The sequence below is a fragment of the Aestuariibacter sp. A3R04 genome (genome assembly GCF_018860805.1).
Classification (GTDB): Bacteria; Pseudomonadota; Gammaproteobacteria; order Enterobacterales; family Alteromonadaceae; genus Alteromonas.
The window spans coordinates 696,827-713,692 of the sequence record NZ_JAHKQR010000003.1 but is presented as its reverse complement, the minus strand read 5'-3'; the positions used below and the strand labels follow the sequence as shown (position 1 = coordinate 713,692).

The 16,866-nt window shown below is 47.3% G+C and carries 12 protein-coding genes; 5 read left to right on the top strand and 7 right to left on the bottom strand.

What is annotated here, in order from left to right; all coding sequences use genetic code 11:
• The first annotated feature begins 38 nt into the window (after positions 1–38).
• On the top strand, positions 39–2,936 hold the full coding sequence (gene glnE / locus KO518_RS07860) for a bifunctional [glutamate--ammonia ligase]-adenylyl-L-tyrosine phosphorylase/[glutamate--ammonia-ligase] adenylyltransferase (protein ID WP_216025267.1): 2,898 nt from the start codon (positions 39–41) through the stop codon (positions 2,934–2,936).
• On the opposite strand, the gene KO518_RS07855 is transcribed toward glnE, so the two are convergent.
• The 7 genes from KO518_RS07855 to KO518_RS07825 form a co-directional block, all read right to left on the bottom strand.
• On the bottom strand, positions 2,933–3,547 hold the full coding sequence (locus tag KO518_RS07855; RefSeq protein WP_216025266.1) for a TcpQ domain-containing protein: 615 nt from the start codon (positions 3,545–3,547) through the stop codon (positions 2,933–2,935). The two genes, glnE and KO518_RS07855, sit on opposite strands and share 4 nt — an antisense overlap.
• 106 nt (positions 3,548–3,653) lie before the next feature.
• A complete protein-coding gene (gene lpxL / locus KO518_RS07850; RefSeq protein WP_216025265.1) occupies positions 3,654–4,583 on the bottom strand; it encodes an LpxL/LpxP family Kdo(2)-lipid IV(A) lauroyl/palmitoleoyl acyltransferase in 930 nt (309 codons plus the stop codon).
• Between the two features lie 129 nt (positions 4,584–4,712).
• Positions 4,713–4,970, bottom strand: coding sequence for a DUF3081 domain-containing protein (locus KO518_RS07845; RefSeq protein ID WP_216025264.1), 258 nt, complete (start codon positions 4,968–4,970; stop codon positions 4,713–4,715).
• A gap of 65 nt (positions 4,971–5,035) precedes the next feature.
• Positions 5,036–5,590, bottom strand: a complete 555-nt coding sequence (locus tag KO518_RS07840) for an outer membrane beta-barrel protein (RefSeq protein WP_216025263.1) — start codon at positions 5,588–5,590, stop codon at positions 5,036–5,038.
• A 15-nt stretch (positions 5,591–5,605) separates the two neighbouring features.
• Positions 5,606–6,841 carry a hypothetical protein gene (locus tag KO518_RS07835; protein WP_252736016.1) on the bottom strand — a complete coding sequence of 412 codons (1,236 nt, stop codon included), beginning with the start codon at positions 6,839–6,841 and terminating at the stop codon, positions 5,606–5,608.
• Entirely contained in the window at positions 6,810–7,607 is a 798-nt protein-coding gene (locus KO518_RS07830; protein WP_216025262.1) for an outer membrane lipoprotein-sorting protein, read from the bottom strand. Before KO518_RS07830 ends, KO518_RS07835 begins: the two co-directional genes overlap by 32 nt.
• Positions 7,604–9,910, bottom strand: a complete 2,307-nt coding sequence (locus tag KO518_RS07825) for an RND family transporter (RefSeq protein ID WP_216025261.1) — start codon at positions 9,908–9,910, stop codon at positions 7,604–7,606. The genes KO518_RS07830 and KO518_RS07825 overlap by 4 nt, the downstream gene beginning before the upstream one ends.
• Positions 9,911–10,167: 257 nt before the next feature.
• On the opposite strand from KO518_RS07825, the gene KO518_RS07820 reads away from it, so the two are divergent.
• The 4 genes from KO518_RS07820 (at position 10,168) to KO518_RS07805 (ending at position 16,856) form a co-directional block, all read left to right on the top strand.
• A complete protein-coding gene (locus KO518_RS07820; protein WP_216025260.1) occupies positions 10,168–12,411 on the top strand; it encodes an acyl-CoA dehydrogenase in 2,244 nt (747 codons plus the stop codon).
• A 138-nt stretch (positions 12,412–12,549) separates the two neighbouring features.
• A complete protein-coding gene (locus KO518_RS19890) occupies positions 12,550–14,562 on the top strand; it encodes an EAL domain-containing protein (protein ID WP_216025259.1) in 2,013 nt (670 codons plus the stop codon).
• A 9-nt stretch (positions 14,563–14,571) separates the two neighbouring features.
• Positions 14,572–15,162: a thymidine kinase gene (locus KO518_RS07810; RefSeq protein ID WP_216025258.1), complete on the top strand. Its 591-nt coding sequence runs from the start codon at positions 14,572–14,574 to the stop codon at positions 15,160–15,162.
• A gap of 110 nt (positions 15,163–15,272) precedes the next feature.
• Positions 15,273–16,856, top strand: coding sequence for a serine hydrolase (locus KO518_RS07805; protein ID WP_216025257.1), 1,584 nt, complete (start codon positions 15,273–15,275; stop codon positions 16,854–16,856).
• Positions 16,857–16,866 lie beyond the last annotated feature (10 nt).

Genomic DNA, 16,866 nt, shown 5'->3' with positions numbered 1-16,866 from the left:
GACTCTTGTCTGTTAACTCATTGATGGTTGAGCGTATTATGCATACGGAAGAAATAAAAAACAGGATTATTATAGAAACTGGAGAAGATCGTCTGTCTCAGTTTGTCGCTCGTCACGGGGAGTGCTCCCTGACTCCCGATAAAAAATCTGTCCTGACGGATGTTATGGGAAAGAGTGAATTCGTTTTCAGGCAGATTATGCAGCACCCACAGTGGGTGCCACAGCTTCTCGAAAACAATGAACTACCTATGACTACTGATGGGTTCACACAACAATTTGACGCTTTGCCAGCAGAAGCAGACGAAGCAACGCTACATCGTCACCTGCGCTTAATGCGACACTTTTATATGAGTAAAATTGCTGTTCGGGACCTCACTAACCAACAACCCATTGACGTCTCTCTTAAACAAGTGTCGGCTTTAGCAGATGCACTGATCCTCACGGCCTACCACACACTTTACGAACAACACTGCCGTCAATTCGGCACTCCACAAGGTTCACATGGCCCCCAGCCCATGCTAATTCTGGGCATGGGGAAATTGGGTGGTTGCGAGTTAAACTTTTCGTCTGATATCGACCTGATTTTTGTGTATCCGGAGAAAGGAGAAACCGAAGGTGGTCGCAGAAAACTGGAGCATCAGCAGTTCTTCATCAAATTGGCGCAAAAGCTGATTACCGCCCTGAATAAGATTACCGCAGACGGACAGGTTTTCAGGGTAGACATGCGACTACGTCCATTTGGAGACAGTGGCCCTCTTGTTATGCACATGGCAGCATTTGAAGATTATTACCAAGAACAGGGTCGACATTGGGAACGCTTTGCCATGATCAAAGCCAGGGTGCTCAATCCGGCATCCCCCTACCGCGAAGAAGTGGAAAATATACTCAAGCCCTTTACCTTTCGCCGCTATCTCGACTTTACCACCATTGACTCACTGCGGGATATGAAACACCTGATAGCCAGTGAACAACGACGCCGCCAATTGGGTGAAAATATCAAACTGGGAAATGGCGGGATCAGGGAGATTGAGTTTTTCGCCCAAAGTTTCCAGCTTATTCATGGCGGAAGAGAGCCTGCATTACAGGTAAAAGGATTAAAAGACACGCTGACGGCAATTCATACGCTATCGTTGGCGAGTCGCGACGACATGACAGCGCTGTACCAACATTATCTGTTTTTGCGAAAAACGGAACATACCCTGCAACAAATCAATGACGAGCAAACCCAGCTCTTACCCGAAGAAAACCTACGAAAAACCATACTCGCCGCTGTGCTGGGTTACGCCGACTACGCGAGCTTCTCAGATGCACTGAGCGATGTGCGACACAACGTCAATCAAATGTTTCAGGATATCATTGAAACCCCACAAGACAGCCATGACGACGATGATTCTACGTATTTACGGTGTTGCGATGGCTGGCACTTGACACTATCTGAGAGCGAATTCTGTGAATTACTTGTTCCACCTCTTAGCCAGGATGAGGCATCCGGGGTGTTTCACAGCCTGGCGGGATTCAGGGAAAACCTAACGAAGTCTCGACTAGGGCAACGCGGCGCAGATTCACTCAACAGGCTTATGCCTGAAGTCATTTACTCACTGGTGGAGCAGCACCCAAGTAAAACCAAACAAGTGTTAGACAGACTGCTTAATGTCGTACTCGCCGTCGCGGGACGCACCACATACCTCGACCTGCTGTTGGAAAACCCCGATGTACTTAATCAGTTGATAAAACTGTGTGACAGAAGTGAATGGATTGCCTTGCAAGTTAAGCGCTTTCCCTTATTACTAGACGAATTGCTCACGCCACTTTACTTACAACAACAAAATACCAATATTGATGAAAGCCGAACCGTCTACCGCGATGAGCTCAGACAGCAAATGCTTCGCATTGAACCTGAAGACGTTGAAATGGTGATGGACAGCTGGCGTCAATTTCGACTTTGTCAGCAATTGCGTATCGCCGCAAGTGACATCAGTGGCTCATTACCCATTGCCTGTGTAAGTGACAAACTCACTGCACTGGCGGAAATTATACTGGAAAATGTACTACTTCACGCATGGTCCCACACGCAGAATAAATACGGAAAACCCACTCACTTAAAAGAAGGTGAATACGGCTTCATGATCGTCGGGTACGGCAAACTGGGAGGTTACGAGCTTGGCTATGGTTCTGATTTAGATCTGGTATTCATTCACAACGCCCCGCGGGATGCAGTGACCGATGGCAAACGGCAAATAGGCGCATCCCAGTTTTACATCAAGCTAGCACAGCGTTTGATGCACCTACTGAACACAAAAACGCTGTTCGGTCAGCTCTATGAAACAGACTTGCGATTGCGCCCGTCGGGCAATGCCGGCCTCTTGTGTTGTCACATTGATGGCTTCGCAAAATATCAGCAGGAAGATGCGTGGACATGGGAACATCAAGCACTGGTGCGGGCGAGAAGCATCACCGGCGACAGTGAACTAATGGCACAATTCGACCAAGTACGCGAAAACGTACTGCGCCAGCCAAGAGACGCTCTTCAATTGTGCAGGGATGTAAGAGAAATGCGAGCGAAAATGCGTGAGCATCTCATTGCTTCTAATGCAAACGGCATAGACTTAAAACAATGCCATGGCGGGATCACAGACATTGAATTTCTCGCCCAATACTGGGTTCTGGCCAATGCAAACTGCCTGTCTGAACTCACTAAATTCACTGATAATCTTCGTATTATTGAAATGGCAGCAAAACATAATTTGGTGACGAAAGAAGACACCCTCACCCTGCAAAAGGCTTACTTAACCCTGCGGGATCATTACCATCAACTCACGCTGGCTGACCACCGGTTTGCAGATAATTCTCAGGTACTTGCGTCCACAAGACAGGCCGTAACGGCAATTTGGGATAAAACCGTCAATGCTGAATATGCCACAGCGCCTGACCATTAATTGACCAGCTTACAGTTGGCCTTTAAAAATGGTGAAATTTCGTCCGTCACCACCAGGGTTCTTTGTTCGGGGCATATATATGTCCCGACGTGCGCCTCGAAATTAGCATCTATGGCGCTGGCAATTGCCGACAACGTCCCCACAATGGTATTGTCCACTTGAAAGTGGTATTTGATGACGAAGTCTTGATGGAGATCCCATATAACCTGCATGCCTTCTTGTTGTGCGTATCGCGTAATGACTTCTCGTAGCGTATCGCCAGCTTTGAAACTGCGCATTTTATGCTCCCCTTCCCAGTCATTGTTTGCAGACATAAAACCACTGGACATGTTGGATAGCTGAGTGTCTAAGTCTTCGCCGCTATCTGACAGTTCTACTACAAAATCACTCTGATCTTCCTCAATGGGGTCTGTCGACGACATACGATATTCTCGGTAGAAATCGCTCAGTCCCTGAGACACGGACTTTTCCTCTTTAGCACCTTCTGGTACTGGCGCCGATGCGTTTTTTTCATAAATTGCCACAATAATGCCCGCAATTACCATAAGCGCCAACGCGAGACCAATGTGTTTTGCCCAAAAAACAGCATCGGGCTGTGTTTGTTTTGCCATTATTCTTACTGCCTCGATTCGTATCAGAGATGCGCTTACCAATGCAATAGCGCCATTAATGCTACAACGCGGAAAAATATAACGCCATCAGCTGCTATTAACGTCTCTAATCATACAAAGACGGTGCGGATTTGTCAGGCCGGGTTTTAAAGCGCTTGTGCATCCATAAATAGCTTTCCGGCTGCTCTCCAACCGCCGCCTCGATATGCTTGTTCAGCAGTGTCAATGCCGGAATGTCATCCATGTCGCGCAAGCTTTCCATCGGCGGATAAAATTTAATTTTATATCCCTTGTCGGTAAACTGCGACGTAATCATAATCGGCACGGCATTGGTTCTTCTGATGAACATAAGGGTTGCCGTTGTCGTCGCCGTGTCCTTAACCCCACCAAACGGCACGAAAATGCTCTGGCTCCTGCCGTAGTCCTGATCGGGCAAATACAAACACAATTCATTGTTGTCCAAAGCCGCTAATAGCGCCTTGGCGTTTCTTTTGTGGATCATATATTTATTTGAACGGGCGCGGCCATGATACTGAAGATAGTCCATTAGGGGATTATCGTGCTTGCGATAAAATGCAATAGCAGGATGGGTGTAACCTAAACCCCGGCAGGCGAACTCCAGATTCATGTTGTGCAAAGCCATTCCAAATACGCCTTTTCCCGCTGCGACGGCAGCCTCAACGTGCTCATAACCTTCTATTTCGACGTGCTTTTTAATACGCCAGGCAGGCCACCACCATCCCATGCCTGTTTCGAAAAGAGCCATACCTGTACAACGAATATTTCGCTGTAATAACACCTCTCGATTCACCTCGGACATATCTGGATACATCAGGGCCAAATTTCGTCTGGCAACACGTACGCGTTTAGGTACAATTTTGGCTATGAGCTTACCTGCTCCACTGCCTAATAACCGGATGACCGGAAAAGGCAACCACAACAAGAAGTACAACACCCCTGCACCGAACCAGATCCCCCAGAAACGGGGGCCAAGAAAAGATAATGAAAAAGAAGGAGGTTTAATTGCTGCTGACAAGGCATTCTCTCAGATTCAGGATTTTGCCTCATTGTACTCATTAAGCAAGAATTCGCCACCGGAATGGCTGCAAATCGGAAAAGCTCAGAGGAGTCAAACAGTTAACACACCCTTTAAAGTGACGTTTCGCTAGTGTCTACTATCGATTTCTTTCAGTTTCTTCTCAAACTGATCGAAGGCAGCCTGAGAGGGATAATCGTAGTGGTACTGATTGTGAAAGCCATACTGTAATTTCACCTGCGCATCTTCGACAAACAACGTGTAACCATCGAGATCAGTAAAAGCGACAATACCATTCAGGCGATATTTTTCGTCCGTTTTATCACCAAATTGCCGGATTTTATCAAACACCCGCAGGAGAAACTTGCTGTCTAATTCGTTTTTCATCACTATAACGCCCGTTTCCAAAACCTACTCATGTTTACCCGCAAAAACACAGATCAGATTACTTTTTAGTTGAAGTTATAACGAAAACCCACATTTATCATGCTGGTAGAGAAATCATCCTGGCCGCGAACATGTAACGCTTCCAAGCGAAGCATGCTGTTAAGGCCAATGTGGTAATCGAAACCTAACCCAACCATGCCGGCGACAATCCCTTCATCAAACCCACAATTTGTTGCGCTTTCTGCGTCCACGGCATCAACTGCACAATCACCCTCACCCGCTACGCGTATACCTTGAACATCAACATCCATGATGCCTAACTTGTAATACAACTCACCAATTCTGCCCCCAGCTTTACCTAATACCGCCAAATAGAGCCCTTCAGCCTGGAGTGCATCAGGACCGTCATCTTCGTCTATCAGATTGTGATAACCCGCTTCTACGTACCATTGGCTACTGAACTGATGCCCCAAAGCCAAGCTATACGCCACCCCCGAGTTATCCGTAGATCCCAATTCAGCGTCCGAATATCCAACTGTTGCCACACCGTACATTCTTTCTGTCGCCTGAGAGCAAAAACTCGCGACAAGCATGGTTGCTAAGGCAATTCCTTTTTTCATTCATCAATCCCGTTTTCAGAAATAGTATTCCAGCGCAACCTGTATATGGTCATCACGCCGCATATAGTAAAATGTGTCGTCTGTTTGATCAGACGAGAAAAAATAAGCATCTAACTTCCAGCGCCAGTTATCTGTCATTCTGCTGGATGCTTCCACAAAGGCCGAGTATGTATCTGAATTGTCTAGATCCTGAATGAAACCAGTCAGAATTTCAGTGCCATCTATATCATTCCAAATCCAGCGTAGCCCCAGCATGATATCATTTTGACCCGTTGCGAAGAAATTATCGTCACGCTCATCGTACTGATATTCAACCAACACACCAAGGTCATAATTAGTATCGAAAATTCCCACAGAGGTTCTTTCAAAACCAGCCACCGCAGCGGCAAAATCTTCACTTTGCCCAGCGCGGTAAATACCTTCAAATTTAAGCAGCCAAGCCCCCTGAACTTTCAGTAAATCAACACCATACTGCTGTATTTGCGCATAGTAGGGTTGAATATACGGCGTATTGTTTGCATCGGCTAAGGCCAGAAGTTCAGGTTCTCTGGTCGTGCCGTCAAAGTACGACAAGCCGATTTCCCAATCGCCCATTGAACGCTGCCAGCGTAAAGCAATATCGATGTGTTTCTCTTCATCGTCAGATTCGTAACTAGCATCACTGTCACGAATTTCCACAGGAGGCCTTAACCGCCCGTCTTCTCCGGGAAATGTGCGCTCTCGGAAATACGGCAGGACAAAACCCGATAACGTTCCCCAATCGCCGTATACATTTAGGTTTATCATCGGTTGGCCGAGCTTGTCTTCACCGTCTATATTTTCAACCATGTCCGTTTGATTGATGATATCGACCAGATGAATAGACTCCGTCTGCCCCCAGAACACCTTACTGATACCAATGCGGGTTTCCCAACTATCCGCAGCATGCATCCACATGAGCTCGCGAATGTCTGCATGGGTTCTTTTTTCATCGCGCTGATCCAATCGCAAAAAAGGCTTGAACAGAATACTGTCCATGCGATCGTTCCACTCGGTGTAGAGTTCCGGAGAGGCAAAAGCGGACACTTGGGAACGGGGCTGCTCAGGATATGCTGCATCCTGAAGAAAATACCGGGTTTCTACTCCCGCCGACCCACTGATATCTATCCCGGGCATATCTGCCAAGGCCCACGGCGATACCATCGCAGATAGCATCAAAGCAATGGCACCCTGTTTCAGGCTATCGCGCCCTGCGCAAGCTGTTACTGTCAAAATCCGATTCCTCTAATTCTGTCCCGAATACCAGTGAGTGGGTAATCAGTTCCGTTGATTTTTGCGTTTGCAGATTGTACATAAAACTGCGCATTGGTCGCCAGAACTCATCGTCAAATAATTGATAGTTATCGAACTCCAGCACTTTCAAGGGCGCTCCCTTGCGGTCAAAAAACTCAACTTTTCTTGGGCGGTAGTGTGCTTTATCTATCCAAACAATTTGCTTTGAGTACCCGGAAAACTCATCTAATGGTATTTGTTCCAGCAAATACACGGCATCGCCCTGGTATTCTCTTTCACCAAGCAAATCATAGGTAAACTTTGGTACTTCGAAGGACGTCATGTCTTCAAATGCGTATTCACTGCCCAAAAACGGCCCTGACTTGTTACTGGTTGAAATGCGTTTGACCCGCTTTATTGCGGGCAAGAAAATCCATTGTTCATCAGGTGCGTCTATATGTGAAAAACTCAGAAACGCCGTACCGCTGAGATCTCTTGGCGAGTCAAAAATTGTCAGCGCCTTATCGCCATCGGTGGGCACTTCCAGGGTTTTCACCCTCATTTCCCTGACCGCTTCTTGCCCTTGGGCGTTTCGCAGTGTCATGGTGATGGTTGCGACTGTGTTGACCCATCCGCGGTTGACGTCTTTTCGCGCAGTGGCAATGCGCAACCCTTCGGCTTCCGAAGCAGCGTCAGCCATAGCAGATCCCGAAAGGACCAAACCACACGCGAGCGCAATAACAGATAAAGGACGAAAAATACTCATGTCGCGTACCTCATTTTGTGTTTCTTTTCTCTATCAAGCCAAATAAGGAAAGACGGTAAAAAGAGTAAATCAATTAATAATGCGGCAATGATAATAATATTGGTCATCAACCCCATGTCTGAATTGAGCCTGAAATCTGAGAATAACAGTACTCCGAATCCTGCTGCCAGCACTAAAGTAGTCGTGATCATTGCTCTGCCAACGGTTTGAAAAGCATAGCTCACTGCTGACCTGACGTTCATTTTATTTTGCCGAGCTGCCTGATACTTCAATAAAAAGTGCACGCTGTCGTCGACAATGATACCCATGGTCATACTCAATTCAACCGACAATGCCATATTAATCTCACCCGACATTATCCCCCAAACGCCAAATCCCACGCTTGCGGGCATTAGATTTGCCAATAAGCTAACCAGCCCTAAACGCCAGGAGCGAAGTGCCAGAGTTATAATTATGGAAATCACAACCAGTGCTGCCACCGACCCCCACACCATACTTTCCATATTGCGTGCACCAATATGTGCAAACATTAATGCAGGGCTGGCTGCCTCAAGGCGTAAATGGGGAGCTAGCTTGTTGAACCAGGTTTTCGTTCGCCTTTCAAACTCAGTAAATTCATCACTGCCCAGGTTATCCAGAATAGCGATAATACGCACTGCCGATTTATCCAAATCTACCTGATTGTTCAAATCTAACCCATAGGGCAATGACATCTCATACAACAACAGATATTGGGCAGCCAGCTCCTTAGTTTCAGGTAAAGTAAAAGCGCTGGGATCATCATCGTGCATATTCATGTTGAGCCGCTTTATTATGTCGGCAAAACTAAGTACGTGTTTAACTTCGGGTTGAGAACGCAGCCATTTTGCCAGCGCATCCACTTCCTTCATCGCTGCCGGATCGTTAATGCCGTAGGCTTCATCGGTATAAACCGCAAAGTCGATGTTGGACATGCCCCCCATATATTGTCTTTGTATTTCTACTGATTGCCTGAACGGCGAGGATAAATCAAAGTATTCCACCGCCACGTCATTAAGACGGTTATTTAGGCAGAACAGTAACGATACAGACAATATAATAACGGAATAGGGCAATATTCTGCGGTGGTGATTATACACCCATATACCGAGTTTTCTTACGCGCTGATCACCGTGATTGGCACCTGTGGTTTTCGGCACTGGCGCCAGTATTAGTAGTGCCGGTAAAACAGTGAGTGAAAGGCCGCAGGCCAACATCACTCCCACAGCAGTCAGATTTCCCAAGTGAGATAATATGGGAACTTCGGCGAAATTGAGCATAAGAAACCCCACTGCTGTCGTGGCACTGGTGAGTTTTATCGCCTTAAAGTTGATCCGTAGACTTTCTTTTAGCGCCTCGTGTTTAACGAGCCCTGCTGAGAGTTTTTGACGGTAACTCACAATAACATGCAGGCAATCTGCCACCGCCAGTGTTGTCACCATCGTGGGAACATTCACCGTAGATGGGCTGAGAAAAAGGCCATACCAGCCTCCCAAGCCCATCGTCATAACAATACTGCCCCCCACAACAACCAACACAATGCCAGCCGCTGCCCACGAGCGTGTCATGAGACTAATTGCGACAGCAATAATGACAAACATCAGTGGAATCAGCGTAACGGCATCGTCTCGGGCTGTTAATGCAAAAGCATCATTCATTACAACAATGCCGGATAGATAAATCTCGTGGTCGGGAAACTCAGTTTCAAAGCGAGATTCAAGTTCCCGGGAAAATGCGCCAATTTTCATTATATTGGGTGTTTGGTCGCCTTCTGGTAACTGAATGGTAACGTTGATCACCGCCATTTTATCGTCCATGGATATCAACCTTCCACGGACATTTTCAAGCGGCGCGACGGACTTTTTCACCCATTCGATGTGATCCTTGTCAATCTGCCCCTTCTTGATAAGGTCGGTCACTACCATCCCTTCTTCATCAGCGTAAGTGAAAGGATAATTGGCCAGCGACTCTACCCGAATAGACAATGGAATTTGCCAGGCTTCTTTCGTTAATGCCTCTAGAAGTTTGAACGTGGTTGGCTGATAGACATTTTCGTTGTTAGGTAATATCAAGAAAGTAACGTTTTCGCTCTTGCTAAAAACATTTTGCATTTCCTCGTAGGCGAGCTTTTGCGGGTCATTTTCTTCAAAGAAAACTTTGTAGTCTCCCCTAAAGTACAAATTACCAACACCGCTGCCTAACGCAATGCAAGCAATAGTAAAAAACAACAATACGGTTTTGGGTTTCTCCATGCACCAGATAACCCACGCAGGCAGAGTTCGCATTTCCCCTGAATCCTTTTTCTTTTACACACTGACAGTGTATCCGTAAACGGGGGAATGTGTAAGTTTTTCCCTGTCGCAACGTCAACTTAAAAAAACATTAATACAGAAGAAAAACCATTTATAAAACAGACGCTAAAACCCGCGACGCTGGAAAATGAACTGCGAAGCGTTGACACCGTCATTACATAAAATTTGATCTTTATAAAATGTCATGTAGTATTAGATACAACAACTGGTCAGATGAGCGGATGAGTAAAATGAGTATTCGAAAAAGCCTTAAAAAAGTTCTTCCTCCAATTTCAGTTACAGAACAGGAAGCACTTGATGCCGGCGATATTTGGTTAGAGGCGTCTATTTATCAGGGCAAACCTGATATGAATGCACTTCGTGCAATTCCCCAGGCCAAGCTTAGTGCAGAAGAGCAAGCCTTCATGGATGGGCCGGTTCAGGAATTGCTCGGTATGATTGACGATTTTGAATTGGCAAACGAAAAACACATTCCCGATGAAGTACTGGCGTTTCTGAAAAAGCACCGCTTCTTCTCTATGATCATTCCCAAAAAGTTTGGTGGTTTAGCGTTCAGTCCTTATGCAAACTCTACGATTGTGGCAACCTTGGCAGCCAAAAGCGGGGCTATTGCTGTCACAGTCATGGTTCCCAACTCCCTTGGTCCCGGTGAGTTGTTAATGCATTACGGTACCAAAGAACAACAAGACTATTATTTACCGCGTCTTGCGGTAGGTGACGATATTCCCTGTTTTGCGTTAACCAGCCCGGAAGCGGGTTCTGACGCAGGCGGCATTCCAGATGCGGCCATTGTGACTAAAGGTCAGTGGGAAGGCGAAGAGGTTATTGGCCTAAAAGTAAGCTGGGACAAGCGTTATATTACGCTGGCACCTATTGCAACTGTACTTGGACTGGCATTTAAAGTGTTTGATCCCGACCAATTACTAGGCGACAAACTCGAATTGGGTATTACCTGTGCGTTGTTACCCAAATCCCACCCTGGCGTGGAACTGGGTAATCGCCACGATCCTATGGGCCAGCGTTTCTACAACGGCACAACCCGTGGACAAGATGTTTTCATCCCTATGGAGTTTATTATCGGTGGCCAGAAAAATATTGGTCGCGGATGGCAAATGCTGGTTAGCTGCCTTGGTGCAGGGCGTGGTATTTCACTCCCAGCCATGGGAGTTGCTACGGGTCAGAGCGCCCTCAAGGCGGCAGCTGAATACAGCTTTGTCCGTGAACAGTTTGGTTTACCCATTGGCCGTTTCGAAGGTATTCAAGGCAAGCTTGCTGACATCGCTGGCAAGACTTTCCTCCTTGAATCTATGCGCGTATTAACCACCGAAGGGCTGGGGTTAGGTTTGAAACCTTCAGTTGTTACCGCAATTGCCAAATACCATATGACAGAACTGGGGCGCGATGTCATGAACTCGGCGATGGATATCCTCGCGGGGAAAGCCATTCAGCGCGGACCTCAAAACACCCTTGCTGGCGGATATTCCGCCCTGCCCATCGCAATTACCGTGGAAGGTGCCAACATTCTCACGCGCAATCTGATGATTTTTGGTCAGGGGGCTATGCGCTGTCACCCATACTTAAAAGAAATGGTTGATTTGATTCACAGCAACGACAGTAGTGCTGATGGTGAGTTTAACAAGGTGCTGAAAAAAACCATCGGGTTTAGTGTTAAAAATGCGTTCAGAAGCCTGTCTGCCAGCTATCTCCCCTTTTTGCGTAGCGCAGAATCTGCTTACCCGGAAGTAACCAAGTACGAGAAGCGACTGAACGCGATGGCGGCCAAATTGGCACCGATGGCAGACTTGTCGTTGGCCGTATTGGGTGGCGACCTTAAAAAAGCCGAGCTGCTCTCTGCCCGCTTAGGTGATGTTATGAGTTACCTTTACGGTGGTATGGCGGCAATCCGCTTCTACGAGCAACGGGTAGAAGACCGCAAGCTGGCGCAACCCTATTTTGAGTACGCCATGCAGTGGACCCTGCAACAAGCGGAGCAAGCGCTGGTTGATTTTGTTGCAAACTTCCCGAACACGCCAACCCGGGGCCTGATGCGTTTGCTGACATGCACGTACACAAACTCTGTCAGTGGTATCAGCGACAAATTAGCCTGCGAACTAGCGATTGCGTCGATGCAAGACGACAGCGTTAAAGCACAGCTTACACATTTAGTGCGTCCTGTTCCAGGAGATGGTAACGACATTAACGAGAAGGCATTCAAGGCCAAACATGCTGTTGCTCACTTGTTAAGTAAAGTGCAAAAAGCCTTGCGTAAGGAACCTGTTGTGCCTTACCTGTCGTTCGAAAACGCGTTGCAGAAACTTCAGGCACGGGGTGTGGTTACAGCTAAAGAGGCGGACATGCTGCACGACTACAACGAGAAACGCAAACTCGCGGTTCGGGTTGATGAGTTCACCTTTGATCTTGAACCACTTAGTCAGCAGGCCAGGACGAAGTCGGTAGACAAAGACGCTGCATAATCTGTCTTACTAAATATTGAGAAAAGGTGGTCTTGTACCACCTTTTTTATTGATTTTTCTAACTTATGCGCTATAGCTTTAACAAGAAGAGTGATCTCTTCGAGCCGATATCCAGTTGGTATTAGTCAGGGCTAAGTAGTGCGCCAATTATTCGATCCAAGTTTTTCCGACCACAAAACGCAGCGGGATGTCGTTCATATACTTCATACTAATGCCCTGAGTGGCATGCTCGTTTCCGTAGCTGCAATAACCGCATTGGCGTTTGGTTTCGACTCGCCAGAAACGCATCAGCTAAAAACCCTCTTTTGGTTTGCGCTTGTCACCATTCTTATAAGCCGGTTTCTCGACACCTTGTTTTGGATAAAAGTTCTGCGCAGACGTGATCAAGACCCGGCCCCGGCATTTATTCGCTTTTTCATTGGCGTGGCGATCTCTGCCCTCGTTTGGGCACTTTACAGTGTGCTCCTTTTTCCCAAGATGACCGTCTTCGAAGGCGCCACGACCATGGTGGTCTTATCCGCACTAGCCGGAGGCGCGGCCACCGTGCTGGGAGCCAGCCGCGGTCTGGTTTGGACATACTGCACACTGCTTCTGGTCCCCATGTCTTTCATGGCCATGATGTCCCCGCACCCAGAGTTTTTTTTACTCGGCCTTCTAGGCATTGCGTTTTGGATAACCATGCTTGCTACATCAGGAAAAACCAACACATTTTTCGTCAGTACCATTGCGCTAAAAAGGCGCAATCAGGAATTAGCTGAAGAAATGGAGAAAGAACGCAATGAAGTTATTCGTATCAACCAAGCACTGGTGAAAAGTAACCAACAACTCGACAATATTAATAGCAGCCTAGAAGAACAAGTACAGCTGCGCACGGAAGAAATACTGCGGTTGTCCAAACTCGACCCGCTTACTGCATTGATGAATCGCTCCGGCTTCATCAAGGAACTAAAACATCGAACAGAAGAAGTCACGGCTAACGCCAGCCACTTCGCCCTTTTGTTTCTGGATCTGGACGGGTTTAAACAAGTTAATGATAGCCTGGGCCACCAGGTTGGTGACAAGGTACTGATGGAAATTGCAGACCGTCTGAAGCGGTTAGCAGCCAGCGAAAATCTTTCTCGTTGGGGAGGAGATGAGTTTATTGTTGTCGTACCGGGTGCAGGTAGCACTGATGCCACAGCCATCGCCCAGCGCTTTCGCGAGCGCATCGCAGAAACAATCTTCGTGGATGACAACGAAGTCAACCTTGATGCCACCATCGGTATTTCACTGTGCCCGGCACACGGTGATGACCCGCGGAAACTTATCCAGCAAGCTGATTTAACTATGTATCACCAAAAGCGTAACCGTCATCATCACGTAGGTATTTTTAACGCCCATATCTTTGATGAACTCTGCCGCGAACAGTTTCTCAGGGAAGGTCTGAGAACCGCTGTATACAAAGGAGAGATGAGTCTCCAGTACCAACCTGTAATCTCCAGCGTTTCAGGCAATGTCTGGTCTTTTGAAGCCCTGCTTCGCTGGTCGTTTAACGGCGAGCTGATCTCTCCTGCTACTTTCATTCCTATTACCGAACGCTCCGGCGCTATTAACAGCATAGGGGCATGGGTGTTAAAGGAAGCGTGTAAACAAGCCGCGTCCTGGGAAAATAAAGACATATCGGTAGCGGTGAATGTGTCCGTCAGTCAACTTATGGAAGATGATTTTATCCATCACCTCGACCGTGCGCTGGCGGTTTCTGCACTGGAAAATCATCGCCTCCACGTGGAAGTTACTGAATCCGTATTTGCCAATGATTTAGCAAAACTATCGCAACAAATTAATGCCATAAAAGCCCGCGGTGTTGCTGTATCGATCGACGATTTCGGTACCGGCTTTTCGTCCCTAAGCCAATTGCAACGGCTGCAGGTTGATCACATCAAAATTGACCGCTCTTTTATCATGAACCTCGATTCCACGGGCGAGCCTATCATTCGAGCCACGCTGCTCATAGCCGGTGAATTTGGCTATAAAACTATTGCTGAAGGTGTGGAAACAAAAAAACAAGCTGAAACCCTTATTGCTATGGGTGTAGACTATTTACAAGGTTTTTACTACGCCAGACCTCAACCCAATACGCAACTTTGGCACTGGCTCGAACAAGAAAAATAATACCCGATTATGGCACAGCTCTATTTTTATTATTCCGCAATGAACGCCGGGAAGTCTACGTCCTTACTCCAATCTGCATACAACTACCGAGAACGGGGTATGCACGTGTCTATTTTCACCGCCGCTATTGACGATCGCTATGAGGTGGGAAAGGTTACATCGCGCATTGGATTGCAAGCCGAAGCCACCCTTTACACTAACGATGACAACTTGTTTAAACAGGTGTTTAATTCACACCGGCAAAAGCCTCTTGACTGCGTTTTCATTGACGAAGCGCAGTTTTTGACTAAGGCACAAGTCAAACAACTTGTGGAAATTGTCGATGAACTGGACATTCCTGTTCTGGCTTATGGTCTGCGCACCGACTTCCTCGGAGAGGCCTTTGTCGGCAGTCACTACCTAATGGCTTGGGCGGATAAACTCACCGAATTGAAAACTGTATGCCACTGTGGACGCAAAGCGACCTTTGTCGTCCGTATGGACGAACAAGGCCAAGCAGTCACCGCTGGTGATCAGGTTGAAATTGGCGGGAATGATCGTTACGAATCAATGTGTAGAAAGCACTTCAAGCAGTTGGTATGGGATCAACCTCGGACCTAAGCTGCAGTGATTTAACGCCGGCAGACAAAGGATTGTCGATGAAGCATTGACATCTGTGTGATATGGTTCAAAGAATGAATAAAATATTAACAAATACACAGGATTAAGTGATGAAAAATTCTTTTCGCCTCGGTGTGGCCTGCTTTTTATTTAGCTCGACGCTGCCGGCCATGGCTGCGACCGACACGGTAAATAATCTTCCTGAGAACCTGCAGCATTTGCCCAACACCATAGAAAGAGCACTGACCCAGTTTCATACGCCGGGCATGAGTGTGGGAATTATTAAAGATGGCGAGGTAGTTTATCTCGACGGACACGGATTGCGCGATGTAGAAAACCAGTTACCGGTTACGCCAGACACCTGGTTTCGGCTTGCCTCTACCAGTAAAGCCTTTACAGCCACCACAGTGGCTCAGCTGGTTGATGAAAATGTGCTGTCATGGGATACCCGAATCACCGATATCTTGCCAGAGTTTCAGATGGCAGATCCTTGGGTGACCCGTGAAATGGACATCACCGACCTACTCACACACCGCAGCGGCCTGGGCTCCGGGGCTGGTGACAGTATGTTATGGCCTGAGCCCAGTGGCTTTAGCCGCGATGAAATTATTCACAACCTTCGCTACCTCACGCCGCAATACAGTTTCCGTCGGGAATATGCCTACTCAAATGTAATGTACATCACCGCTGGCGAACTTGTTGCGCGTAAAACCGAAATGAGCTGGGAAACGCGTTTACAAGAGTCTGTATTTAAACCACTGGGCATGACCTGTTTCGGTGGTGACGTCCCCAAAAAAGTACTAGACAACAGGGCTCTGAGCTACGGCCACAACGACGAACGCGGTATTTATCCCATTCCCAGAAATCAAATTGATGCAAAGGGAATAGTATCCGCTGCAGCCGGGGGCGTTTCCTGTAATGCACCTGACATGCTGCGCTGGCTGCAAATGTGGTTAGACAAGGGCAAACTTCCTTCTGGTGAGCCCTTGATAAGCGAAGAATCTGTGAAATATATGCTTTCACCGCATACTGTATTATCGGTAGATGACACTGATAGGGCTTGGGATGACATGCAATTTAAAGCCTATGGTTTGGGCTGGCGCCTCATGGATATTCACGGCTATAAAGTTGTTTCTCATACCGGCACCTTGTCGGGCTACCAGGCTTACGTGGCCTTCGTGCCTGAATTATCTTTAGGCGTGGTGGTACTCAATAACGGGTCAAACTACGGTGCTCGTGGTGCCGTGATGCAAACCATATTGAAAGGTTACATGCCGGAGGCGGCGCCTGCCGACTGGGTGGCACAATATCAGTCCTATCAGGATGAGCGCGAAACCCGGTATCTGGAAAGTTATGTTAATCCCATTGGCAGTGGCCGGGTACTGCTTGAAACTGATGCCTACACAGGCACGTTTGTCGACCGTTGGTTTGGCGCGTTTACACTGATACGCCAGGGTACTGATATACGAATTTCTTCGGAAAAAATGCCAATGTTAACAGGTACAGTTGAACCCTTTGATGCTCACACGTTTACCATTCATTGGGATAATCAAAACGCAGCCAGCGATGCATTTATCCGCTTCGAAGTGGACGTTGAAAACAATGTTAATGGTTTCACCTTGTATCCGTTTACGGTGAGAAAGAAAGAAAACCACGAATGGCGCGATATGCATTTTGTCAGGCAAGACGACTAGCTAGCACTCA

What these genes read in the sequence shown, in the direction of transcription:
- glnE (WP_216025267.1), top strand. Translation starts at nt 39, where the DNA reads ATGCATACGGAAGAAATAAAAAACAGGATTATTATAGAAACTGGAGAA.
- KO518_RS07840 (WP_216025263.1), bottom strand. Translation starts at nt 5,590, where the DNA reads ATGAAAAAAGGAATTGCCTTAGCAACCATGCTTGTCGCGAGTTTTTGC.
- KO518_RS07845 (WP_216025264.1), bottom strand. Translation starts at nt 4,970, where the DNA reads ATGAAAAACGAATTAGACAGCAAGTTTCTCCTGCGGGTGTTTGATAAA.
- KO518_RS07830 (WP_216025262.1), bottom strand. Translation starts at nt 7,607, where the DNA reads ATGAGTATTTTTCGTCCTTTATCTGTTATTGCGCTCGCGTGTGGTTTG.
- KO518_RS07810 (WP_216025258.1), top strand. Translation starts at nt 14,572, where the DNA reads ATGGCACAGCTCTATTTTTATTATTCCGCAATGAACGCCGGGAAGTCT.
- KO518_RS07855 (WP_216025266.1), bottom strand. Translation starts at nt 3,547, where the DNA reads ATGGCAAAACAAACACAGCCCGATGCTGTTTTTTGGGCAAAACACATT.
- KO518_RS07825 (WP_216025261.1), bottom strand. Translation starts at nt 9,910, where the DNA reads ATGCGAACTCTGCCTGCGTGGGTTATCTGGTGCATGGAGAAACCCAAA.
- KO518_RS07820 (WP_216025260.1), top strand. Translation starts at nt 10,168, where the DNA reads ATGAGTATTCGAAAAAGCCTTAAAAAAGTTCTTCCTCCAATTTCAGTT.
- KO518_RS07805 (WP_216025257.1), top strand. Translation starts at nt 15,273, where the DNA reads ATGAAAAATTCTTTTCGCCTCGGTGTGGCCTGCTTTTTATTTAGCTCG.